Origin of the sequence: Streptomyces sp. CC224B (genome assembly GCF_030010595.1) — a bacterium.
Taxonomy (GTDB): Bacteria; Actinomycetota; Actinomycetes; order Streptomycetales; family Streptomycetaceae; genus Streptomyces; species Streptomyces longispororuber.
The window spans coordinates 1-23,108 of record NZ_JASCXL010000143.1 but is presented as its reverse complement, the minus strand read 5'-3'; the positions used below and the strand labels follow the sequence as shown (position 1 = coordinate 23,108).

Here is a 23,108-nt window from a genome sequence, read left to right as displayed (position 1 = left end):
GGGGGGGCGCGGGGGGGGGGGGGGGGGGGGGGGGGGGGGGGGGGGGGGGGGGGGGGGGGGGGGGGGGGGGCCCCCGGGGGGGGGGGGGCCGGGGGGGGGGGGGGGGGGTGCGGGGGCGGGGGCGGGGGGGCCGGGGTTCCGGCGCCGGAGTCAGGTGTCCGGCGCGGGAAGTCGAGCGTTCCGTGGCCGGGGGGGGGGAGCCCGGCGGTGCCCGGCCCGGGGGAGCGGGCCGGTGTGCCGCAGGGGAGGCGGGCCGCGCCCGCAGGGTGCGCGGCCCGGGCGCCGGGCGCCCCGGTGCTCCCCCGCCGGGTGCCCGGCTCGCGGCTCAGGCGACGGCGGGGAACGTGAACCGCACGGCCGTGAGCTCCTCGGACAGCTCCCACAGGCGGCGGCCCGTCGCGGCGTCCATGGCGGCCGGGGCCAGCTTGACCTGCTTGGGCGCGCCGCGCAGCTCGGCCATGCCGTCGGGGCCGATGAACTGCCCGCCCCTCACGTCCGGCGAGGTCGCCGCGTAGAGCTGGTTGAGCGCGCCCTGGTCGGGGGTCTGGGCGAGCGGCGAGAGCAGGCGGCCGAAGAGGAACTTCACCATGCCGACGGGGCCGTTGGTCTGGAGGTTGGTGGAGGTGTACCCGGGGTGGGCGAGCACGCTGCGCACCGGGCTGCCGGCCTCGCTGAGGCGGCGGTGCAGCTCCCAGCCGAAGACGGCGTTGGCGAGCTTCGACTGGTTGTAGTAGCCCATCGGCGCGTACTTGCGCTCGCCGGAGAGGTCGTCGAAGAAGATGCGGCCCTGGCGGTGGTTGGTCGAACTGACCGTGACCACGCGGGGGTCGGTGCCGGCCGCGAGCAGGTCGAGCACCAGGCCGGTGAGCGCGAAGTGCCCGAGGTGGTTGGCGGCGAACTGCACCTCGTGGCCCTGGGCGCTGAGCGTGCGGGGCGGTGCCATCACCCCGGCGTTGTTGACGAGCACGTCCAGGCGGGGGTGGTCGGCGCGCAGACCGGTGGCGAACGCCCGGACCGAGTCCAGGTCGGCCAGGTCGAGGCGGCGCACCTCCAGGCGGGCGTCCGGCTGCGCGGCGGTGATCTCCGCGGCGGCGCGGCGGCCCTTGGCCTCGTCCCGCACGGCGAGGATCACGTGCGCGCCCTTGCGGGCGAGCGCGCGGGTGGTCGCCAGGCCGAGCCCACTGTTGGCCCCGGTGACGAGGAAGACCCGCTCGCTCTGGTCGGGAATCCGGTCGGCGCTCCAGCGCTGGTGACTGTTCAGTGACACACACTGCTCCTGATGGCACTCGATGTCAAGACGCGCCTTGGTGCCAGACATGACATGGCGTATACGATGGTGGGGTGACCACTCGCCCTGATCTGAGCCTCGCCCAGCGGAAACGCCAGCTCGTCGCGGACGAGCTGACGCGGGCCGCCCTCGACCTGCTGGCCCGCAAGGGCTTCGACGCCGTGACGGTCGACGAGATCGTCGCCACCGCCGGGGTGTCCAAGCGGACGTTCTTCCGGTACTTCGCGTCCAAGGAGGACGTGGTCGTCCAGTTCCTCGCGGACATGGGCGCCGACATGCGCCGGGAGCTCGCCTCCCGCCCGCCCGGGGAGCCGCCGTCGGTCGCGCTGCGGCACACGGTCTGGGTCTCCGTCGACGCCTGCGCGAACAACGCCGATCAGACGCTGCGCGTGGTGCGGCTGATCCTCGGGACGCCGGCCCTGCTGGCCCGCTTCCTGGAGCGCCAGGCCCAGTGGCGCGGCGAGCTCGCGGCGGAGCTGGCCGCCCGCCTCGGCCTCGACCCGGCGGCCGACCTGTATCCGCGGCTGGCCGCGGGGGTCTCCCTGACCGCCTTCGACACCGTGCTCCAGCGGTGGAGCGACAGCGAGGGCGCCGAGGACCCCGCCGCGCTCACGGACCGGGCCTTCGCCCTCCTCGCCCCCGTGCTCGACGCCCCGGAGCGGGAGCGGCGGGGCTGAGCCGCCCCGCCCCGGCGAGGCAGGTCCCGGCACGACTGTACTGCGGCAATCGCCTTGTCTCAGGCGTCACTTGGGCATGTGGCGGGCACGTGACCCGCCTTGGGACTAGGCCGCGGCGCCCTCACGCGCGGGCACGCCGCGCCGCCCGGCCAGGCGGCAGCCGAGGCACCCCGTGTGCCCGCCGCGCGCCGCGAGGTCGCGGGAGCGCCAGCTCCGGCCGCCGGACGGCCTCGGCCCGGGGCCCTTGCCCCAGCCCGCGAGGTGCAGCACCCAGGTGAGGAGGACGGCGAGCACCATGGCGCCGAGTCCCAGCCAGATCCCGGGGCGCCAGCCGGTGACGCCCACCCCCGCGACCAGGGCCCCCACCGCGCCCACCGCACATCCCGTCCATCCGGCGACCGTGTGGCCGTCGTCGTACGTGCTCACGTGCCCTCCCCGTTGCCCGGCGCCGACGCGGCCGCGACGCGTGCTGGTCGCGCCCCCGGCGCCGGACGTAAGATGCCTTAGCAAGTGAGCAATTTACCTTAGCCACTAAGGGACTTCAATGGAGGGCAAGAGCCGCCCCCGCGCGACCCCGCAGGACGTGCTGGGCGCCGTGGACGACCTCGTCGCGACGACCGTCGTGGGACAGCAGGAGTTCGCGCGGAACCTGGGCCTGGGCGTCACGGACCTGCTCTGCTTCGCGTACGTCGCGCAGGCCGGGGACGGGTCCGTCACCGCGGGCGACCTGGCCGCCCGCGCGCACGTCACGACGGGCGCGGTGACCGGCATCGTCAACCGGCTGGAGCGCGGCGGGTTCGTGTCCCGTCGGCAGGACCCCGAGGACCGGCGCCGGGTGCGGATCACCGCGGTCCCGGCCGCCGCCGAGCGCGTACGGGAGGTCTACGGCCCGTACCACGCCAAGCTCCTGGAACTCTTCGACGACTTCACGCCGGACGAGATCGCGGTGATCGCCGCCTGGTCCGCACGGGCGAGCGAGGTCGCGCGCACGTACCTGGACGAGTCGTGCGCGGAGCCCCCGGCGCGCTGACCGGCGTCAGCCGCCGTACAGCTCCTCGATCTCCTTCGCGTGCGCCGCCGCCACCGCCCGCCGCTTGATCTTCAGCGACGGGGTGAGCAGTCCGTTGTCCTCCGTGAACTCCCCTTCCACCACGGCGAACCGGCGGATGGACTCGGCGCGGGAGACCGCCTCGTTGGCGTGGTCGACGGCCTCCTGGACGTGGGCGAGGAGCTGCGGGTCGCGGCACAGCGCCGACACCGGGGTGTCCGCGGGCCGCCCCCGCACGGCCAGCCAGTGCTCCAGGGCCTCCGGATCGAGGGTGACCAGCGCGGCGACGTAGGGGCGGTTGTCGCCGACGACGACGCACTGGCCGACGGGGGCGCGGCCGCGCAGCCGGTCCTCCAGGACCGAGGGGGAGACGTTCTTGCCGCCCGCGGTGACGATCAGGTCCTTCTTGCGGCCGGTGATGGTGAGGTAGCCCTCCTCGTCGAGACGGCCCAGGTCCCCGGTGGCGAACCACCCGTCGGCCAGGGCCGCGGCGGTGGCCTGCGGATCGTTCCAGTACGAGGCGCAGACGATGCCGCCCTTGACCAGGACCTCGCCGTCGTCGGCGACGCGCACCGCGGTCCCGGGCACGGGCAGGCCCACGGTGCCGGGACGCGGCCGCAGCGGCGGGGTGACGGTGGCGGCGGCGGTGGTCTCGGTGAGGCCGTAGCCCTCGTAGATGACGATCCCGGCGGCGTGGAAGAACAGGTTGAGCCGCCTGTCCAGCGGGGAGCCGCCGCTGATGGCGTAGCGCAGCCGGCCGCCGACCTCCTTGCGGATGCGCCGGTAGACGAGCACGTCGTACAGCCCCCAGGCGAGCCGGAGGCCGACGGACGGGCCGGGTCCGGTGCCGAGGAAGCGCGCGAGGTACGCCTCGGCGAAGCGCACGCCGACCCGCTCCGCGCGGTCGAAGGAGGCGGCGCGCCCCATCCGCTCGGCGGTCGCGCGCCCGGTGGCGTGGATCTTCTCGAAGAGGTACGGCACGCCGACGACGAACGTCGGCCGGAACGCCCGCAGTTCGGGGCGCAGCTCGTCCGGCTTGACGCTCGGGCAGTGGCCGAGCTCTATCCGGGCGAGCAGGCAGGCGATCTGTATGGTGCGCCCGAGGACGTGTGCGAGCGGCAGGAAGAGCAGGGTGGCGGCCCGCTGCCCGGTGATCGCCTTGAAGACCGGGTGCAGCAGCTCGACGGTGTTGGCGGCCTCGGCGAGCAGATTGCCGTGCGTGAGCGCGCAGCCCTTGGGGCGGCCGGTGGTGCCGGAGGTGTAGCAGAGGGTGGCGACGGTGTCCGGGGTGAGCGCGGCGCGCCGCGCGGTGACCTCCGCGTCGGCCACGTCGCGGCCGAGCCGGGCGAGTTCGAGGACCGCGCCGTCGTCGATCGTCCGCACGGACGGCGGGGCGTCGAGGCCGGCGACCGCCGCCCGCGCCGTCGCCGCGTTCTCCTCGGTCTCGGCGAAGAGCAGGGTCGCGCCGGAGTCCCGGACGATCCACTCGACCTGCGCGGCCGACGACGTGGCGTAGACCGGCACGGTCCGGCCGCCCGCCGCCCAGACGGTGAAGTCGAGCACCGTCCACTCGTAGCGCGTACGGGACATCAGGGCGACCCGGTCGCCCGGCGCGAGCCCGGCCGCGATCAGGCCCTTCGCGGCGGCGGTGACCTCGCGCGCGAACGCGGCGGCCGTGACGGGACGCCACCGCCCCGCCACCTTGCGGCGCAGCACCACGGCGTCGGGCGCCTCCGCGGCGTTGGTGAAGGGGATGTCGGCCGTGCTGCCGCTGCGGGCCGGCGCGACCAGGGCGGGGGTGCGGGCCTCGCGCACCACGCCGCGCGCGTCCCTGACCAGTTCGACCCCCGCGCGGTCCGCCAGGTCGCCGTGGCGCCGTGCCCGCTTCAGGTCCTTGCGTACGCCCATGGCAGCTCCCGGTACGGGTCCGTGGTGCGGGTGCGTGCGTACTTACCGTGGGGTCAACTTACTCGCGTGTAGCGGAAGTTCAACGGTTCGCGCACGGACGGGACGGTCCGGTCCCGCCGCGCGGCCGCGGCCGTGCGTGGGGCGGGCTTCCCGCGCCCGTACGCCCGCAGGGCGCCGTGGAACGGCCGAGCGGCCGTTCAAGGCCATGCTGACCTGCGCCGAAGTAGCGTGCATGACCTCTCTGCGCGTATCCGTCCGGGGCTCCGGCCCGCACGGCTCCCTCGTCGCGCCGGGCTCCGTCCGGCGCGACCGTCCCTGGCACCTGGCGGTGTGCCTGCTGCCCGCGCTGGTCATCGTCTGCGCCGGGTACCGGCGGCGCTGGATGTCCGACGACGGGCACATCTACCTCCGCACCGTCCGGCAGGTCCTCGCAGGCCACGGGCCGGTGTTCAACGCGGGCGAGCGCGCCGAGGCCTCGACGGGGACGCTGTGGCAGTGGCTGCTGGTCCTCGCGGGGCTGCCCGGCACCGACGTCGTGGCCGTGGCGGTGTACGGCGGGCTGCTGCTCACGGCGGCCGGGTTCGCCCTGGCGGCCTGGGGCGCGGCGCGGCTGCACACGCCGTCCGGGCCCGGGCGCCCGGGCGGGGCCTTCGGCCCGGCAACCGCGGCCTGGCCGCGCCACCCGGCCCGGACGCCCGGCGGCGCCCTGCTGCCGCTCGGCGCCCTGGTGCCGCTCGCCCTGCCGCCCGTGTGGGACTTCGCCACCTCCGGCCTGGAGACGGGGCTCGCGACCTGCTGGATCGCGGGCTCCTGGCTGCTGCTCGTGGCCCGGCCGCGCGCGCTGGCCACCGCGTTCGTCCTCGGCCTCGGTCCGCTCGTCCGGCCCGACCTGGCCCTGGTGTCGGCCGTGTTCCTCGGCGCGCAGTGGCTGACCGCGCGCCCCTCGCGGCGCGGCGCGCTGGCGGGCGCGGCGGCCGCGGGCGCGCTGCCCGTCGCGTACGAGGTCTTCCGCATGGGCTACTACGGGCACCTGATGCCGCTGCCCGGCGTCACCAAGGAGGCCTCGGCCAGCCTGTGGGGGCGCGGGGCCGCCTACTTCGCGGACTTCGCGGGCCCCTACCTGCTCTGGCTGCCCGCCCTGTTCATCGCGGCGGCCGTGCTGCCCGCGCGGCGCGGCGGGCGCTCCGTGCCGCTCGTGCCGGCGCTCGCGCCCGTCGTCGCCGGGCTGCTGTGCTGGGCGTACGTCGTCAAGGTCGGCGGGGACTTCATGCACGCGCGGATGTTCCTGCCGGGGCTCCTGCTGCTCGTGCTGCCCGTGTTCGTGGTGCCCGCCACGCGCGCGTGGACCCTCGCGACCGCGGCCGTCCTGGTGTGGGCCGCGGTGTGCGCGACCTGGCTGCGGGTCCCGTACGAGGGTCTGATCGGGCCACGCGGCATCGCCGACGAGCGCGGCGTGTACGTGCGGCAGAACGCGGCCGCGCACCCGCTGCGCCACACCTTCGCCGGGTTCCGGGGCAACGCGGCGTACGCGCGCGAGGTGCGGGAGGCGGCCCGGATCGGGGCGCCCACGCTGTTCCTGGCCCGGACCCGGGTGGAGTCCGCGGCGCCCTCGGTCACCGGCGCCTACGCCACGCTGGGCCTGAACGGCGCCGTGGTCCCGCTCGACGGGGCCGCCCTCGACCCGATCGGCCTCGCCTACCCCCTGGCGGCCCACTCGCAGCGCGTCCCGCACGCGCGCGTGGGCCACGACAAGAGGCTGCCGGACGAGTGGATCGTCGCCGACCGGGGCACCGACGACCTGCCGCCCGGCCTCGACCCCGCCCGGGTGGCCGCCGCCCGCCGGGCCCTGGCCTGCGGCCCGCTGGCCGAGCTGCGGGCCGCCACCCGGGCGCCCCTCACCGCGGGCCGCTTCCTGCGCAACGCGGCCGGGGCGCTGGAGCGCACCTCGTTCCGCTTCCCGAACGACCCGGTGCGGGCGGAGCGGAAGCTGTGCGGGCCCTGAGCCCGGGCACCGGGGGTGTCACGGCGCCCAGGCCCCCAGAGCCGCTCGGGCCTCACAGGCCTCACAGGCCCCACAGGCCGCAGAGGCCTCTCAGGACACGACGTCCTTGCGGGCGAAGCCCCGGAACGCCAGGGCGAGCAGGACGAGCGCGTACGTCACGGACACCGCGGTGCCCTGGAGCATGCCCGCCCACTCCGGGGTGGGCTGGAAGACGTCCGCCCAGGCGAACTGCCAGTGCGCGGGCAGGAAGTCCCGCCAGTGGCCGAGCGCGGTCACCGCGTCCAGGACGTTGCCCGCGATGGTCAGGCCGACCGCGCCGCCGACCGCGCCGAGCGGCGCGTCCGTCTTCGTGGAGAGCCAGAACGCGAGCCCCGCGGTGACGAGCTGAGAGGCGAAGACGTAGGCGACGACGACCGCGAGGCGCCGCACGGCCGTGCCCGCGTCCAGCGCGCCGCCGGTGGGGATCTCCAGCGGTCCCCAGCCGTAGGCGGCCGTGCCGACGGCCAGCGCGACCAGCGGGAGCAGCGCGATCGCCGCGGCGCTCAGGCCGAGGCCGACGACCAGCTTGGACCACAGCAGCCGGGCCCGGGGCACGGGCGCGGCGAGCAGGTAGCGCAGGCTGGACCAGCCCGCCTCGGCGGCCACGGTGTCCCCGCAGAACAGCGCGACCGGGATGACGAGCAGGAAGCCCGCCGACACGAACAGGCACGTCGCCGCGAAGTTCACCCCCGACGCCGTGGCCGTGTCCATGAGGGTGACCCGGTCGCTGCGCCCGCCCGGCGACCCGGCGACCGCGAAGGCAAGGAGCAGCACCAGGGGCAGCAGGGCGAGGACGCCGCCCATGACGAGGGTGCGCCGCCGCTTGAGCTGGCGGATCGCCTCGACGCGCAGCGGCAGCGTGCGGCCGGGGCGGTAGCCGGGCGCGGTGGCCGCGAGGGCGGCGGTGTCGGCGATGTCGGTGGCTTTCATGGTGTCGGTGGTGTTGCTGGTGTCGATGGTGTCCGCCGCGTCCGCCGCGTCCGCGGTGCCTGCGGTGTCTGAGGTGTCCGCGGTATCCGTGGTGTTCGCGGGGCCGTCCGGGGCCGCGCCCCGGGTGCCCGGCGGTGCCTCGCGGGGCCCGTCGGCCGTCTCCGCCGTGTCCTGTGGGGCCGTCACGCCGCACCTCCTCCGATCAGGGTCAGGAACGCGTCCTCCAGGCGCCGGTGCGGCCCGAGGGACTCCACCGGCACCTCCAGGCGCACCAGCTCGGGCAGCAGCGCCGCGCCCGTCGCCCCGGGGCCGCCGTCGAGCCGCACCAGGAGCCCGCCCTCGGCGCGGACGGCGGACGCCACGCCCGGGAGCGCGGCCACCTTCTCGACCAGCGGGTCGGGGACGTCCGCCGCCAGGCCGACGAGGAGCGTGTCCCCGGTGCCGACGATCTCGTCGACGGGGCCCGCCTGCACGAGCCGGCCGCGGTCCATGACGACCAGGTGGGTGCAGGACTGCTCGACCTCGGCCAGGAGGTGGCTGGAGACGATGACCGTGCGGCCGCCCGCCGCGTACCGGATCATCACCTCGCGCATCTCGCGGATCTGGGGCGGGTCGAGGCCGTTGGTCGGCTCGTCCAGGATCAGCAGGTCGGGCAGGCCCAGCATGGCCTGGGCCAGGGCGAGGCGCTGGCGCATGCCCTGGGAGTACGTCCGCACGGCGCGGGCGAGGGCGTCGCCGAGCCCGGCGATCTCCAGGGCCTCGTCCAGGTGCGCGTCCTCGGCGGGGCGGCCGGTGGCCCGCCAGTACAGCTCCAGGTTCTCCCGGCCCGACAGGTGGGGCAGGAACCCGGCGCCCTCGACGAACGCGCCGACCCGGGAGAGGACGGGCGCCCCGGGGCGGATGGCCCGGCCGAAGACGCGGATCTCGCCCGCGTCGGGGCGGATGAGGCCCATCAGCATGCGCAGGGTGGTGGTCTTGCCCGCGCCGTTCGGCCCGAGGAGGCCGAGGACCTGGCCCCGCTCGACGCGGAACGACAGGTCGCGCACCGCGTACCGGTCGGCGGACTTCGCGTACCGCTTGCTCAGGCCGGTGATCTGGAGCGGCACGTCGGCGAGGTCCGGGTCCGGCGCCGGGGCCGTGACGCGGCGGCGGCCGATGAGCAGCAGGGCCGCCGCGACGCCCGCGCCGGTCAGCGGCAGCCACCACACCCAGGCGGGCAGCGGCGCGGCGGCCGTGTCCACGCCGGGGGCCGTCGGGACCCTCAGGCCGCTCTTGACGGCCACGGTGTACGCGGCCGGCCGGTCCGGGGAGGCGTACCCCAGGTCGGAGGCGGCGAGCACCAGGCGCAGCCGGTGGCCCTTCTTCAGCTCGTGGTCGACGGCGGGCAGCGTCAGCTCGACGTCCTTGCCGTCGACGGCCTCGCCGATCCGCACCGGGGCGACGAGCTGCGCGGGCAGCACCTGGCGGCCCCCGGGCCCCACGTCGTACACCTTCCCGAAGAGCACCGTGTCCGCGCTCGCGGACTTCACGCGCACCCGCACGGTGGGGGTACCGGTGATCCGCAGGTCCCCGGTGAGCGGCCGCGACGTGAACGCGGCGTACTGCCCGGGCACGTCGAGCGAGACGCCGACGCCGAGCGAGGACAGCCGCGCCAGGCCGTTCCCGCCCGCCGCGCCGAGGCCCGGCAGGCCGGAGACGGCGGGCGGCGCGCCGCCCGCGGGGTTGTCGAAGGTCTGCGGGCGCCCGGCGAGCGGCACCTCGCGCACGTCACCCGTGAGCCCGGGGTAGCGGTCGCCGCTCGCGCCGCGCAGGGTGGCCGCGCCGTCGGTGGAGTCGATGCCTCCGGTGCGGGTGACGCGGAAGGCGGGGCCGGTGCCCGCGCCCTTGTCGTCCTTCAGGTAGCGGTCGAACCAGGAGGTGACCCGCCCGGCGACCCGGTCGGTCTCCTTGTCGCCGCCGTCGTGGCCGCCCGCGATCCAGTCGACCGCGACCGGCGCGTGGTTGGCGCGGATCGCCTTCGCCATGGCGTCGGCCTGGTCGAGCGGGAACAGCGAGTCCCGCTGGCCCTGCACGATCAGCGCGGGCACCTTGATCCGGTCGCCCATGGCGGCGGGGCTGCGCCCGGCGAGCAGGGCGCGCGCCTTCGCGTCCGGCTTCCCGGACACCGCCACGCGCTCGTACATCGCGCACAGGCGGGGCTGGAAGCGGTCGCAGCCGCCGCCCGCGCTCAGGAACATCCCGGCCCACTGCTTCTTGAAGACGCCGCGCGGGAACAGGGCGTCGGCCAGGTTCCAGTACGTCATCGCCGGGGCGATCGCGTCGACCCGGTCGTCGTGCCCGGCGGCGAGCAGCGCGACCGCGCCGCCGTAGGAGGCGCCCGTGACGCCCACGCGCGGGTCACCGCCCTTGTCGAGGAGCACCTCGGGGCGCTCGGCCAGCCAGTCGACGAGCCGTGACACGTCGGCGACCTCGCCCTCGGGGTCGTTGAGCCCGATCCGGCCGGTGGACCTGCCGAAGCCGCGCGCCGACCAGGTCAGGACCGCGTACCCGTCGCGGGCCAGGCGCTCGGCCTGCTCGCGCACGTCGTCCTTGCTGCCGCCGAAGCCGTGCCCGATCAGCACGGCGGGGCGCCTGGTCCCGGGGTCGCCGGCGGTGAAGTACGACGTGTCGATCCGCACCTGCCTGCCCTCGTCGCGGCCGGTGGTCAGGACGCGGTCCGAGCGGCGCACGGCGGGTCCGTCGCCGGAGGCGAGCGCGGTCCAGGTGCCCGCTCCCGCGAGCACCACGACGGCGGCCGCGGCGGCGCCGAGCCGCCGCGGCGTCCGCAGCGCCGCCTTCCAGGCTCCGGCCCGGGGCAGTCGTAGATCCATGCGACAACGGTACGGGCGCCCGCCGGCGACCGGGGCAGCCCCCGGTCGGAACCCCGCGGCCTCCCCGGGGAGTACGGCGGGCGACCCGCGTACGGCACCGGCGGTAGCCGCCCGGCCCGGGGGCCCAACTGTCAGGGGCACCTAGGCTGTTGGCCCATGACATCCCTGCCTGCGGCATCCGAGGAGACCCCCGACCCGCTTCCGTCCCTGGCCGTCGGCCAGCGCTCCCTGGGCGATCCGTCCGTCCGCTTCCCGCTGTGGCCGCCGCTGACGGAGGGCTGCCCGGTCACGAGCACGGAGTCGGTCGCCCACCCCGTGGACGTCGACTACGCCTATGACCGGGTGCCCGGCGGCTTCTTCACGCCGCGGGCCGCCGCCGCCCGGCCGCGCGGCCACGAGCGCTGGGCGCCGCTGCTGCCGCCGCTGGCCGCGCCCTCCCTCGCCGAGGGCGGTACGCCGCTGCTGCCCCTGGAGGACGGCGTCTGGGTCAAGGACGAGTCCCGCAACCCGACGTGGAGCCACAAGGACCGGCTCAACCGGGTCACCGTGAGCGCGGCCGTCGGCGCGGGCGCGCCCGGCGTGGTCGTCGCCTCCTCCGGCAACCACGGCGCGTCGGCGGCCGCGTACGCGGCGCGGGCCGGGCTGCCGTGCGCCGTCCTGACCGCGCCGGACGTGCCGCCCGCCGTCGACGCGTTCCTGCGCGCGTACGGGGCGACCGTGCTGCACGTGCCCGACGGGGACCGCTGGCCCCTGATGCGGCGCGTCGTCGAGCGGACCGGCTACCACCCCGTCAGCAACCTCACGCCCGCCGCGCACACCGGGCACGGCTTCGGGCCCGAGGGCTACAAGACGCTCGCGTACGAGATCTTTACGGACCTCGGCGTCCTGCCCCGCGCGGTGTTCGTGCCGACCGGCTACGGGGAGATGCTGTTCGGCGTCTGGAAGGGCTTCGCCGAGCTGGTGCGGCTCGGGTACGGGTCCCGGGTGCCGCGCCTGTACGCCTGCGAGCCCGCCGCCGGGGGCCCGCTGGCCGCCGCCGTGCGCGCCGGGCTGCCCGCCGCGCGGGTCCCCGTCGGGGAGACCGCCGCGTACGCCATCGCCTGCCCGGTGGGGAGTGCCCGGGGCGTGGTCGCGGTGCGGGAGAGCGGGGGGTCGGCGCTGCTCGTGTCGGACGCGGAGATGGCCGCGGCGCGGGGGGAGCTGGCGCGGGGCGGGCTCTGGGCGGAGCTCTCCGCGGCGGCGGGGCTCGCGGGGCTCCGGCAGCTCGGCCCCGTCCCCGGGGCCGGGGAGGGGCCGGTGGTGTGCGTGGTCACGTCCAGCGGGTTCAAGGACCGCGACCTGCTGCCCGCGGACGGGCCCGGGCGGCGGGTGGTGACGGAGGCCGACTGGGACACGGTGGTACGCAGCCTGGGCGGCTGACCCTGCCGGGGGCTCCCCAATCCCGCCCCTTCCCGAAACCAAGGGGCTCCGCCCCCTGGACCCCCGAAATCGCGCCGGCGCGCTCGTCCTCAAACGCCGGACGGGCTGAATGATCCCCGGCGCGGCCAGTTCCAGCCCGTCCGGCGTTTGAGGACGAGGCGCGGAGCGCGCTGATGGATGCAGTGGGGCGCCCCCCGCGAGGGCCTACTCCGGCACGCTCACCAGCCACCGCGTAGCCCCCCGCGGCCGCAGATAGCAGAGCCAGTACAGCGTCGCCACCCCCACGATCCCCCCGGTCCACAGCAGGTACGCGACCTCCTGCCGGCTCAGCACGTACGCCAGGACCGCGATGAGCACCACCGGCACCCCCGGCCACAGCGGCATCCGCCAGGCCGGGGCCAGCGACCGCCCGCCCCGGCGCCCCAGCAGCGCCGCCACCGCGACGAGCAGGTACATGCCGGTCACGGACACCCCGGTGACCCCGTACAGCGTGTCGAGGTTCACGAAGCACAGCCCCGCGCCCGGGACGCCGACCAGGAGCGTGGCGACCCAGGGCGAGCCGAAGCGGGACCCGAGCCGGGACAGGACCGTGTTCACGGGCGCTGGCCAGGCCTTGTCGCGCGCGGAGGCGAACAGCACGCGGGAGTTCTGGATGACCATGACGATGCCCGCGTTGACGATGGCGAGGGCCACGCACAGGCTGATGAAGGTGGCGACGCCGGAGCCGGACCAGCCCTCGACCATGCCGCCGATGTCCCCGCGGGTGAGCGCCGCCAGGTCCGGCGCGCCCACGGTGATCGCGGCGACCGGCACCAGGAGCACCACGGCGGAGATGCCGAGGGTGAGCAGCACGGTCCGGGCGACGTTGCGGCGCGGGTCCTCCATCTCCTCGGAGAGGTAGACGGCGGTGGAGAAGCCCTGGGTGACGAAGAGGGCGATGGCGAGCCCGGAGACGATGAGCATGGCGGTGACGGCCTCGGTCCCGCCGCCGGGGCCGGAGGCGGAGCCGCCCGCGACGGTGAGGTCGACGAGGCTGCCCGCCCCGCGCTCGGCGTGTGTGAAGCCGAGCACCGCCACGACCGCCGCGGCCACCACTTCCAGGACCAGGAAGACACCGGTGATCCAGGCGTTGGCCCGCAGGTCGAGCAGGCCCGCGAGGGTGGCGAGGACCATCACGCCCGCGCCGGCGTACCGGGCGTCGATGTGGACGAGGGGCGCCAGGTAGTCGGCGGTGCCCATGGCGATGACCGGCGGCACGATCATGACGACGAGCAGGGAGAGCACGAACACCAGCCAGCCCGCGAGCCGCCCGGCCATCGTGGAGACCATCGCGTACTCGCCGCCCGCGCTGGGGATGAGCGTGCCGAGCTCGGCGTAGCAGAAGGCGACGCCCACGCACAGCAGGGCGCCGATCGCGATGGTGAGGGCGGTGGCGGTGCCCAGCGTGGCGAACAGGTCGGGCACGACCACGAACAGCGTGGACGCCGGGGTCACGCAGGACAGTGTGAGCAGGGTGCCGCCGACGACGCCGATGGACCGCTTGAGTGTCCGCGGGGCCCCCGGCCCCTCCGCTCCCTGCGCGGAGTCCGGTACCACGGGAGCGGCCGCGGTCTGCGGCGTGTGCAGCGTTTCGGTCATGCGGCGGATCCGATCGGCTCGTACTAACTCGTACTAAGGGGGGAGGCGAGCCGTCATGGAAACCCCCGCGTCAGGAAAACGTCAATGGCCGGTTACCTACGGAATCCGCACCGAGGTGAACGTCCAACTCGCCGTGGAATCACAGATGTTGCCTGACAGCGCCAACAATCCGTACACATTTCGAGCTGAATACCTTTGATATCAAGGTCAACCGAAGAGAGTGCCTTCCTCGCCCCCTTTCTCCCCTCCCTGCGGGAACCGCAGCCATCGCGCCGAAAAAGAAACGAGACCGTCCGCTGTGCGGACGGCCTCGTTCACCGGGGGACGGCCCTCAGTGGGTGCGCGGGAACCCCAGGTCCACGCCCGCCGGGGTGTCGGACGGGTCGGGCCAGCGGGTCGTGACGACCTTGCCGCGGGTGTAGAAGTGCGTGCCGTCGTTGCCGTAGATGTGGTGGTCGCCGAAGAGCGAGTCCTTCCAGCCGCCGAAGGAGTGGTAGCCCACCGGCACCGGGATCGGCACGTTCACGCCGACCATGCCCGCCTCGACCTCGAGCTGGAAGCGGCGCGCGGCGCCGCCGTCGCGCGTGAAGACGGCCGTGCCGTTGCCGAACGGCGAGGCGTTGATGAGGGCCAGGCCCTCCTCGTAGGTGTCGACGCGCAGCACGCACAGGACGGGGCCGAAGATCTCGTCGCGGTACGCGTCCGCCGTCACCGGCACCCGGTCGAGCAGGGACAGGCCGATCCAGTGGCCGTCCTCGTAGCCCTCGACGGTGTGGCCGGTGCCGTCCAGGACGACCTCGCAGCCCTGGGCCGCCGCGCCCGTCACGTACGACGCCACCTTGTCGCGGTGCGCGGCCGTGATGAGCGGGCCCATCTCCGACTCCGGGTCGGTGCCGGGGCCGATCTTGATCTTCTCGGCCCGCTCCTTGATCTTCGCGACGAGCTCGTCGCCGACCGGGCCGACCGCCACGACGGCCGAGATGGCCATGCAGCGCTCGCCCGCCGAGCCGTACGCCGCCGAGACCGCCGCGTCGGCGGCCGCGTCCAGGTCGGCGTCGGGCAGCACCAGCATGTGGTTCTTGGCGCCGCCGAGGGCCTGGACGCGCTTGCCGTGCGCGGAGGCCGTGGTGTGGATGTGGCGGGCGATCGGGGTCGAGCCCACGAAGGAGACCGCGGCCACGTCCGGGTGGACCAGGAGGCGGTCCACGGCCGCCTTGTCGCCGTGCACGACGTTGAAGACGCCGTCGGGCAGGCCCGCCTCGGCGAGCAGCTCGGCGATCCGCACCGGCGCCGACGGGTCCTTCTCGCTGGGCTTGAGGACGAAGGTGTTGCCGCACGCGATGGCGATCGGGAACATCCACATCGGCACCATGGCCGGGAAGTTGAAGGGCGTGATGCCCGCGACGACGCCGAGCGGCTGGCGGATCGAGGCGACGTCGACGCGGCTGGCGACCTGCGTGGACAGCTCGCCCTTGAGCTGCACGTTGATGCCGCAGGCCAGGTCGACGATCTCCAGGCCGCGGGCGACCTCGCCGAGCGCGTCGGAGTGCACCTTGCCGTGCTCGGCGGTGATCAGCGCGGCGATCTCGTCGCGGTGCGCGTCGAGCAGCGCGCGGAACCGGAAGAGGATGCTCGTGCGCTGCGCGAGCGAGGACGTGCCCCAGGTCGCGTACGCGGTCTTGGCGGCGGCGACCGCCGCGTCCACCTCGGACACGTCCGCGAAGGGCACCCGCGTCGTGACGGCGCCGGTCGCCGGGTCGGTGACCGGGCCGTAGGTGCCGGACGTCCCCTCGACGGCCTTGCCGCCGATCCAGTGGTCGACGGTCTTCGTCATGCCAGTCATGCCAAGAACTCCCTCACAGATGGCGACGCCGGGCGGAGACGTGCCGGTCGTACTCCTCGCGGGCCCTGACCGCCGACGGGCGGGTCGCGGTCTCGGCCACGGGCACATCCCACCACGCCTGTGCCGGGGGCGGGCCCGACACTGTGTCTGCCGTTTCCGTCTCCACGTAGACACATGTGGGACCGTCCGCCGCCCGCGCTGCGCGCAGCGCCGCGCGCAGCTCGCCGACGGTCTCCGCCCGGGTCACCGGCAGGCCGAGGGAGGCCGCGTTGGCGGCGAGGTCGACGGGCAGCGGGGCGCCGGTGTAGGTGCCGTCGGGGGCGCGGTGGCGGTAGGCGGTGCCGAACCGCTCGCCGCCCACGGACTCCGAGAGGCCGCCGATGGAGGCGTAGCCGTGGTTCTGGAGGATCACGACCTTGATCGGGACGTCCTCCTGCACGGCCGTGACGATCTCGGTGGGCATCATCAGGTACGTGCCGTCGCCGACGAGGGCCCACACCGGCGCCCCGGGGGCGGCCAGGGAGACTCCGATCGCGGCCGGGATCTCGTAGCCCATGCAGGAGTAGCCGTACTCGACGTGGTACTGGCGCGGCGAGCGGGTCCGCCACAGCTTGTGCAGGTCGCCGGGGAGCGAGCCGGCCGCGTTGATCACGACGTCCTCGTCGCCGACGAGTTCGTCGAGCAGGCCGAGGACCTGGGTCTGGGCGGGGCGCGCGGCCGGATCGTCCACCGCGTACGCGGCGTCGACGCGCCGCTCCCAGCGCTCCTTGGCGCCCGTGTACCGGTCCGCGTACGCGGGCTCCACGCGGTGGCCCGCGAGCGCCCGGGTGAGGGCCTCCAGGCCCGCGCGGGCGTCCGCGACGACCGTCGTGCCCGCCATCTTGTGGGCGTCGTACGGGGCGACGTTGAGGTTCACGAAGCGCACGCCGTCCCCGGCGAAGAGCGTGCCGGACGCCGTGGTGAAGTCGGTCCAGCGGGTGCCGACGCCGATCACCAGGTCGGCGGCGCGGGCCAGTTCGGCGGCGGTGGCGGTGCCGGTGTGGCCGATGCCGCCGACGTCGGCCGGGTGGTCGTGGCGCAGCGAGCCCTTGCCCGCCTGCGTGGACGCCACGGGGATGCCGGTGGCGTCGGCGAAGGCCCGCAGGGCGTCCTCGGCGGCGCTGTGGTGGACGCCGCCGCCCGCGACGAGCAGCGGCCTGGCGGCGGCCCGCACGGCCCGCGCGGCGGCCGCCACCTCGGCCGGGTCGGGGGCCTGGCGGCGCACCGGCCAGACCCGTTCGGCGAAGAACTCCTCCGGCCAGTCCCAGGCCTCCGCCTGGACGTCCTGCGGCAGGGCGAGGGTGACCGCGCCCGTGGCCGCCGGGTCGGTGAGCACGCGCATCGCCTGGAGCGCGGCGGGGACCAGCGCCTCGGGCCGGGTGATCCGGTCGAAGTACGCCGACACCGGGCGCAGGCAGTCGTTGACGGACACGTCACCCGCGTACGGCACTTCGAGCTGCTGGAGCACCGGGTCGGCGGGGCGGGCGGCGAAGACGTCGCCGGGCAGCAGCAGCACGGGCAGGTGGTTGACGGTCGCGAGCGCGGCGCCCGTGACGAGGTTGGTGGCGCCCGGGCCGATGGACGTGGTGACGGCGTGCGTGGCCAGCCGCCCGGACTGCCGGGCGTGGCCGACGGCCGCGTGCACCATGGCCTGCTCGTTGCGCCCCTGGAGGAAGGGCATCTCGTCGCCGTGCTCGACGAGCGCCTGGCCGAGCCCGGCCACGTTGCCGTGCCCGAAGATGCCCCAGGTCGCGCCGATGAGGCGGCGGCGGGCGCCGTCCCGCTCGGTGTGCTGCCGGGCCAGGAAGCGCACCAGCGCCTGGGCGGTGGTCAGCCGGACCGTGCCGCTCATCGGTATCCCTCCGTGTGGTCGGGGTGGAAGCAGATCTTCCATTCCCGTTCGTCGCCGGGCCCCGCCATCACGTTCAGGTAGTACATGGCGTGGCCCGGCTGGGCGATCGACGGCCCGTGCCAGCCGTCGGGCACGAGCACGGCGTCGCCGGAGCGGACCTCGGCGAGCACGTCGGTGCCGCCCTCGCGGGAGGGGAACACTCGCTGGTAGCCGAAGCCGCCGGGGCCGTCGATCTCGAAGTAGTAGATCTCCTCCAGCTCGGTCTCGGCGCCGGGGCGGTACTCGTCGTGCTTGTGCGGCGGGTACGAGGACCAGTTGCCGCCGGGCGTGACCACCTCGACGGCGATGAGGCGGTCGCAGTCGAACGCGTCCGCCGCGGCGAAGTTGCGCACCTGGCGGGCGCACGTGCCGCTGCCGCGGTGCTCGACGGGGACCTCCGGCGCGGGGCCGTAGCGGGCGGGGAGTCGGCGCTCGCACTTCGCTCCTGCCAGGGCGAAGCGGCCTCCCGCGCCGGAGGCGATCTGGAGGTGGGAGTCGCGGGGAACGTAGGCGAAGTCGCTCGCCTCGCTGAACACGCTCTCCCGGCCCAGGAGTTCGATGATCTCGCCCTCCGTGTGCACCGTACAGCCGCCGGTCAGCGGGAGCACGATCCATTCACTCTCCCCGGTGGCGAAGGAGTGCGCCCCACCGGGCGGCAGTTCGACGACGCGCAGGCTGGAGTACGTCCAGGCGGCGCGTGCGGGGTCCACGGCGAGGGCGTAGGGCCCCTCGGCCGCGCTCCCCTTCGGCAGATACGTCATACGGGCCTCCTGTTCGGTGCGTACGTCACGGCTACAGCAGGCCCACGGCCGTGTCGACGGCGCCCGCCACGTCTCCGTCCGCCGGGTAGAGCAGCGCGCGCCCCGCCACCAGGCCGTACACGGTGGGCAGCCGGAGCGCGTCCCGCCACTTGTCGAACGTGTGGTCCGCGTCCCCGGGGTCCGTGCCGATGTCGCCGCCGAGGAGCACGGCGGGCAGCGTCGAGGTCTCCATGACGCGCGCCATGTCGTCGGGGTCCTCGGTGACGGGCACCTTCAGCCAGGTGTACGCCGAGGTGCCGCCGAGCCCGGAGGCGATGGCGATGGACCGGGTCACGGCCTCGGCGCTCAGGTCGTTGCGCACGCCGTCGGGGGTCCTGCGGCACAGGAACGGCTCGACGAACACCGGCAGCCGGCGCGCCGCCATGGCGTCGACGGCGCGCGCGGTGGCGTACAGCGTGGTGAGTGAGCCGGGGTCCTCGTAGTCGACGCGCAGCAGCAGCTTGCCCGCGTCGAAGCCGAGCCGTTCCAGGTCCTCGGGGCGGTGCCCGGTGAACCGGTCGTCCAGCTCGAACGCGGCGCCCGCGAGGCCGCCCCGGTTCATGGAGCCCATCACGACCTTGCCGTCGAGCGCGCCGAGCAGCAGCAGGTCGTCGAGGATGTCGGCGGTGGCGAGCACGCCGTCCACGCCGGGCCGCGCCAGGGCGACGCACAGCCGCTCCAGGAGGTCGGCCCGGTCGGCCATGGCGAGCGGGTCCTTGCCGACGCCGAGCGAGCCCCGCGCCGGGTGGTCCGCCGCGACGACCATCAGCCGCCCGGACTCCCCGAGCAACGGCCGCCGGGCCCGCCGCGCGGCGGCCTCGGCGACGGCCTCGGGCCACCGGGCCCGCGTCCGCACGAGCGCGGCCACGTCGACGGCGCTCATGCCCGTACTCCGTCACCGTCGCCGAGGGGCGGGCACAACTCCAGGTGCCCTCCGCCGTGGACGAGGGCCCTCACCGCGCGGCCTCGGAGGAACGCGCGGCCCTGGAGGGGCGCACGGCCCCGGCGGCGAGCGCGGCCTCGACCTCGTCGGCGTACGGCATCGCCGACGAGCACTCCAGTCGCGAAGCGACGATCGCCCCCGCCGCGTTGGCGAACTCCACCACCCGCGACAGCTCCCACCCGGCGAGCAGCCCGTGGCACAGCGCCCCGCCGAAGGCGTCCCCCGCGCCCAGCCCGTTGAGCACGGTCACCGGCAGCGGCGGCACCTCGGCGGACTCCCCCGCCCGGTTCATCGCCAGCACCCCGCGCGGCCCCTGCTTGACCACGGCCAGCTCCGCCCCGGCGTCCAGGAGGGCAAGCGCGGCGTCCCGGGGCCGGCGGAGCCCCGTCGCGACCTCCACCTCGTCCACGTTGCCCACGGCCACGGTCGCGTGCCGCAGCGCGGCGGCGTAGTGGGGGCGGGCCGCGTCCGGGTCGCGCCAGAACATGGGGCGCCAGTCGAGGTCGAAGACCGTGCGGGCGGCGCCCGCGCGGGCGGCGAGCGCGGCCAGCGTCGCCTCCCGGCTCGGCTCCTCGCTCAGGCCCGTCCCGGTCATCCAGAAGATCCGCGCCGCCGCGATCGCCCCGAGGTCCAGCTCGTCCGCGCGGATCTCCAGGTCGGGTGCCTTGGGCTGCCGGTAGAAGTACAGCGGGAAGTCGTCGGGCGGGAACACCTCGCAGAAGGTCACCGGCGTCGGCAGGCCCGCCACCTCGGTGACCCAGCGCTCGTCCACGCCGAACTCCCGGAGCTGCGCCCGCAGGTACTCCCCGAACGGGTCCCGCCCCGTCCGCGTGACCACGCCGACGCGCCGCCCGAGCCGGGCCGCCGCGACCGCCACGTTCGTCGCCGAGCCGCCGAGGAACTTCCCGAACGTCGTGACCCGCGCGAGCGGCACCCCGGTCTGCAGGGGGTACAGGTCCACCCCGATCCGCCCCATGGTGATCACGTCGTACGGACCGGCCTGCGCGTCGGCGGCCGCTCCGGCGCGCGGCCCGGTGTGCGGGCCGGCGGCCGCCCCGGCGCGCCGGGCGGTGTGCGGACCGGGCCGCGGGCCGGTGTGCGGATCCGTGTGCGGAGCGGTCACCCTGCACGTCCCTTCGTGGTGGCTCCCCCCAGGTCTAATCGCGCCCCGGGAACCCTGTCAACATTTTGTCCTTACATTCGGACCACTCCTTGACACTCTTCTCGGCGGACGGCGAGGCTTGCGGCCATGGCACAGCACAGGAGCGAGTCCGGGTTGTCCCGCATCAGGATCGGTTCGGCCCCCGACTCGTGGGGCGTGTGGTTCCCCGACGACCCCCGGCAGGTGCCGTGGAGCCGCTTCCTGGACGAGGTCGCGGCGTGCGGGTACGAGTGGATCGAGCTGGGCCCGTACGGCTATCTGCCGACCGACCCGGCCGTGCTCACCGACGAGACCCGGCGCCGCGGCCTGAAGGTGTCGGCGGGCACCGTCTTCACCTCGCTGCACCACGGCCCGGCCGTCTGGGACCGCACGTGGGAGCACGTGGCGTCCGTCGCCGCGCTGACCCGGGCGACGGGCGGGCGGCACCTCGTCGTCATCCCGTCCTTCTGGCGCGACGACAGGACCGGCGAGGTGCTCGAGGACGCGACGCTGACGCCGGAGCAGTGGCGCCGGCTGGCGTCCCAGACCGAGCGGCTCGGCCACGAGGTGCGCGAGCGCTACGGCCTGGACATCGTCGTCCACCCGCACGCGGACACCCACATCGACACCGAGGAGAACGTCGCCCGCTTCCTGGACGCCACCGACCCCGCCCTCGTCTCGCTCTGCCTGGACACCGGCCACTACGCGTACTGCGGCGGCGACAGCGTCAAGCTCATCGAGACGTACGGCGAGCGCGTCGGCTACCTCCACCTCAAGCAGGTCGACCCGGCCGTCCTGGCCGAGGTACGGGCGCACGACGTGCCGTTCGGGCCCGCCGTGGCGCGCGGCGTGATGTGCGAGCCGCCCGCGGGCGCGCCCGCCCTGGAGCCCGTCCTCGCGGCGGCGCAGAAGCTCGGCGTCGAGCTGTTCGCCATCGTCGAGCAGGACATGTACCCGTGCGCGCCGGACGAGCCGGAGCCCATCGCCCGCCGCACCCGGGCCTTCCTGCGCTCCTGCGGGGCGTAGCGGCGCGACGCGCCGGCCGCGCGGCCCCGACGGCCCGTGGACAGCGTGGGACGGGGCGCGCGGGTCCCTTCATGCCCGCGCGGGGTACGAGTTACGTGACAAACGCCCCACTCTCGTCACACATGTGACACCTCCGCAGGTTTCTGGTCACAGCCCGTCGACAGGCCCTCCCCCGCGGTCACTCTCCGTCGTTCACGGGGCACAGGCTGAGTGACAACCAGTGCGGCGCCCAGCTCCCCCGTCGGCCGTTCGGCCGCCCTGGGCGCACACAGGGAGGAGCCACTGATGACCGACCGCAGGCTCTGGTCGTACAAGGACATCGCCGCGCACATCCGGGTGCAGCCGGACACCGTGCGCTCGTACCGCAAGCACGGACTGCTCCCCGACCCCGACCACGTCGAGGGCGGCAAGCCCTTCTGGTACGCGGACACCATCCGCTCCTGGGTCGCGTCGAGGCCCGGCAACCGCACCAGAAAGGGCGAGTGAAACCTTCCGGCCGTGGCCCCGGACCCCTCTTGGAAAATACCCCCTAGGGGTATAGTGTGGAGGTGTCAGGGGTTCTCCTGGGCCACCGGAGCACCAGAGCCCCTGGCCCACGCCGACGTTCCGTACCCACCACCCCACACGCTGCACCGAGGAGAACGACATGACCGCCAACGCCCAGACCTCGCAGCCCGGCGCCCTCACCACCGTGTACGAGGTGAAGGGAATGACGTGCGGCCACTGCGAGTCCGCCGTCAGCAGCGAGATCTCCGAGCTCGCGGGCGTCAGCTCCGTCCAGGCGGTGGCCGCGACGGGCAAGGTGACCGTGGTCTCCGCGGCCCCGCTCGACGAGGCGGAGGTGCGCGCCGCGGTCGACGAGGCCGGTTACGAGCTCGTCGGCACCACCGCCTGACCCACTCCCTCCCCCCGTCACGGGCCCCCGGCACCCACCACCGCCGCGGGGCCCGCCCGCTTTTCCGGGCCCGTGACCAACCGCCTTCACTTGCGGTCTTTCCCCCAGGTCCGCGATCCTTCACACTGTCTTCGCGGGACCCTCACGCAGGAGCCGTAACCCGCAAGAGGTATCTCTTGTGCGCAAACGGAACATATGCAAGAGACGCAGATCACAAGGATCGGAACGTAACCATCGAGGGGGCTCGCGAGTCTAAGAGGGCGACACCAGAGGGATCTTGGGGGATCCGTCCGGTGTCTGGGGACGTCTTGGGGGATGTTCCCGGAACGCGTTGGCCGGGGCACGTGCACACCGGGGAGCTTTGAGCGGCCCTCCCGGTCCCGTACGCGTCCCGGCAGACCGCAGACCGAAACCGAGGCATGGGCCGCACCACAGACTCCCGGCCGGATCCCGTGGGGGGAATCCGCACCGGGGCACAGGAAAGCGCCCCGTCCGTCGACCCGTGGGGGGATCGACGGCGGGGCGTTTTTCATGGCGTGGGCGCCCTCAACGGTCCAAGCCGCGCCCCGCTCGAGCGCCCCTCAGGGGCCCGCGCCCAGCTTGAGCGCCCCGCCAGGGGCGCGGGGGGGGGGGGGGGGCCCCCCCCGCAAACCCCCCGAGGGGGGGGGCGGGGGCGGCGGGGGCGCGGGCGGGGGCGGGGGGGGCGCCGGG

Annotated in this window: 18 protein-coding genes; 7 read left to right on the top strand and 11 right to left on the bottom strand. The window is 75.1% G+C overall.

Annotated features, from left to right (window positions below; translation table 11 throughout):
• Positions 1–325: 325 nt before the first annotated feature.
• Positions 326–1,261, bottom strand: a complete 936-nt coding sequence (locus QK440_RS36435; RefSeq protein ID WP_282797552.1) for an oxidoreductase — start codon at positions 1,259–1,261, stop codon at positions 326–328.
• 80 nt (positions 1,262–1,341) lie between these two features.
• Here QK440_RS36435 and QK440_RS36430 point away from each other — a divergent pair, with 80 nt between their 5' ends.
• Positions 1,342–1,965 (top strand): TetR family transcriptional regulator, encoded by a 624-nt coding sequence (locus QK440_RS36430; protein ID WP_282797548.1) that lies wholly within the window; start codon positions 1,342–1,344, stop codon positions 1,963–1,965.
• 105 nt (positions 1,966–2,070) lie between these two features.
• Here the strand turns inward: QK440_RS36430 and QK440_RS36425 are convergent, their stop codons facing one another.
• A complete protein-coding gene (locus QK440_RS36425) occupies positions 2,071–2,391 on the bottom strand; it encodes an HGxxPAAW family protein (RefSeq protein WP_282797547.1) in 321 nt (106 codons plus the stop codon).
• A gap of 118 nt (positions 2,392–2,509) precedes the next feature.
• Here QK440_RS36425 and QK440_RS36420 point away from each other — a divergent pair, with 118 nt between their 5' ends.
• On the top strand, positions 2,510–2,995 hold the full coding sequence (locus QK440_RS36420) for a MarR family transcriptional regulator (protein ID WP_282797546.1): 486 nt from the start codon (positions 2,510–2,512) through the stop codon (positions 2,993–2,995).
• A gap of 6 nt (positions 2,996–3,001) precedes the next feature.
• Here the strand turns inward: QK440_RS36420 and QK440_RS36415 are convergent, their stop codons facing one another.
• Positions 3,002–4,921, bottom strand: coding sequence for an AMP-dependent synthetase/ligase (locus QK440_RS36415; RefSeq protein WP_282797545.1), 1,920 nt, complete (start codon positions 4,919–4,921; stop codon positions 3,002–3,004).
• 232 nt (positions 4,922–5,153) lie between these two features.
• Between QK440_RS36415 and QK440_RS36410 the strand changes: the two genes are divergently transcribed.
• A complete protein-coding gene (locus tag QK440_RS36410; RefSeq protein WP_282797544.1) occupies positions 5,154–6,923 on the top strand; it encodes a hypothetical protein in 1,770 nt (589 codons plus the stop codon).
• 90 nt (positions 6,924–7,013) lie between these two features.
• Here the strand turns inward: QK440_RS36410 and QK440_RS36405 are convergent, their stop codons facing one another.
• Positions 7,014–7,892 (bottom strand): ABC transporter permease, encoded by an 879-nt coding sequence (locus QK440_RS36405; RefSeq protein ID WP_282797551.1) that lies wholly within the window; start codon positions 7,890–7,892, stop codon positions 7,014–7,016.
• 182 nt (positions 7,893–8,074) lie between these two features.
• On the bottom strand, positions 8,075–10,762 hold the full coding sequence (locus QK440_RS36400; RefSeq protein WP_282797543.1) for an alpha/beta fold hydrolase: 2,688 nt from the start codon (positions 10,760–10,762) through the stop codon (positions 8,075–8,077).
• Between the two features lie 156 nt (positions 10,763–10,918).
• On the opposite strand from QK440_RS36400, the gene QK440_RS36395 reads away from it, so the two are divergent.
• The gene (locus QK440_RS36395; protein ID WP_282797542.1) at positions 10,919–12,181 is read left to right on the top strand and encodes a pyridoxal-phosphate dependent enzyme; all 1,263 of its coding nucleotides are present in this window, start codon (positions 10,919–10,921) and stop codon (positions 12,179–12,181) included.
• Between the two features lie 204 nt (positions 12,182–12,385).
• Here the strand turns inward: QK440_RS36395 and QK440_RS36390 are convergent, their stop codons facing one another.
• From QK440_RS36390 to iolC, 6 genes are all read right to left on the bottom strand, one after another.
• Positions 12,386–13,819 carry an APC family permease gene (locus QK440_RS36390; RefSeq protein WP_282797541.1) on the bottom strand — a complete coding sequence of 478 codons (1,434 nt, stop codon included), beginning with the start codon at positions 13,817–13,819 and terminating at the stop codon, positions 12,386–12,388.
• 331 nt (positions 13,820–14,150) lie between these two features.
• Positions 14,151–15,653 carry a CoA-acylating methylmalonate-semialdehyde dehydrogenase gene (mmsA, locus tag QK440_RS36385; RefSeq protein WP_282797550.1) on the bottom strand — a complete coding sequence of 501 codons (1,503 nt, stop codon included), beginning with the start codon at positions 15,651–15,653 and terminating at the stop codon, positions 14,151–14,153.
• A 22-nt stretch (positions 15,654–15,675) separates the two neighbouring features.
• On the bottom strand, positions 15,676–17,553 hold the full coding sequence (gene iolD, locus QK440_RS36380) for a 3D-(3,5/4)-trihydroxycyclohexane-1,2-dione acylhydrolase (decyclizing) (RefSeq protein WP_282797540.1): 1,878 nt from the start codon (positions 17,551–17,553) through the stop codon (positions 15,676–15,678).
• Positions 17,550–18,353 carry a 5-deoxy-glucuronate isomerase gene (iolB, locus tag QK440_RS36375; RefSeq protein ID WP_282797539.1) on the bottom strand — a complete coding sequence of 268 codons (804 nt, stop codon included), beginning with the start codon at positions 18,351–18,353 and terminating at the stop codon, positions 17,550–17,552. The genes iolD and iolB overlap by 4 nt, the downstream gene beginning before the upstream one ends.
• Before the next feature lie 31 nt (positions 18,354–18,384).
• Positions 18,385–19,275: a deoxyribose-phosphate aldolase gene (locus QK440_RS36370; RefSeq protein ID WP_282797538.1), complete on the bottom strand. Its 891-nt coding sequence runs from the start codon at positions 19,273–19,275 to the stop codon at positions 18,385–18,387.
• Positions 19,276–19,345: 70 nt separating this feature from the next.
• Complete coding sequence (gene iolC / locus QK440_RS36365) at positions 19,346–20,311, bottom strand: 5-dehydro-2-deoxygluconokinase (RefSeq protein WP_282797549.1); 966 nt, start codon at positions 20,309–20,311, stop codon at positions 19,346–19,348.
• 273 nt (positions 20,312–20,584) lie between these two features.
• On the opposite strand from iolC, the gene QK440_RS36360 reads away from it, so the two are divergent.
• The 3 genes from QK440_RS36360 (at position 20,585) to QK440_RS36350 (ending at position 22,397) form a co-directional block, all read left to right on the top strand.
• Positions 20,585–21,502: a sugar phosphate isomerase/epimerase gene (locus tag QK440_RS36360; protein ID WP_282797537.1), complete on the top strand. Its 918-nt coding sequence runs from the start codon at positions 20,585–20,587 to the stop codon at positions 21,500–21,502.
• Between the two features lie 285 nt (positions 21,503–21,787).
• Complete coding sequence (locus tag QK440_RS36355; protein WP_190136057.1) at positions 21,788–21,988, top strand: MarR family transcriptional regulator; 201 nt, start codon at positions 21,788–21,790, stop codon at positions 21,986–21,988.
• Between the two features lie 160 nt (positions 21,989–22,148).
• Positions 22,149–22,397, top strand: coding sequence for a cation transporter (locus QK440_RS36350; RefSeq protein ID WP_190136058.1), 249 nt, complete (start codon positions 22,149–22,151; stop codon positions 22,395–22,397).
• The last annotated feature ends 711 nt before the right edge of the window (positions 22,398–23,108 follow it).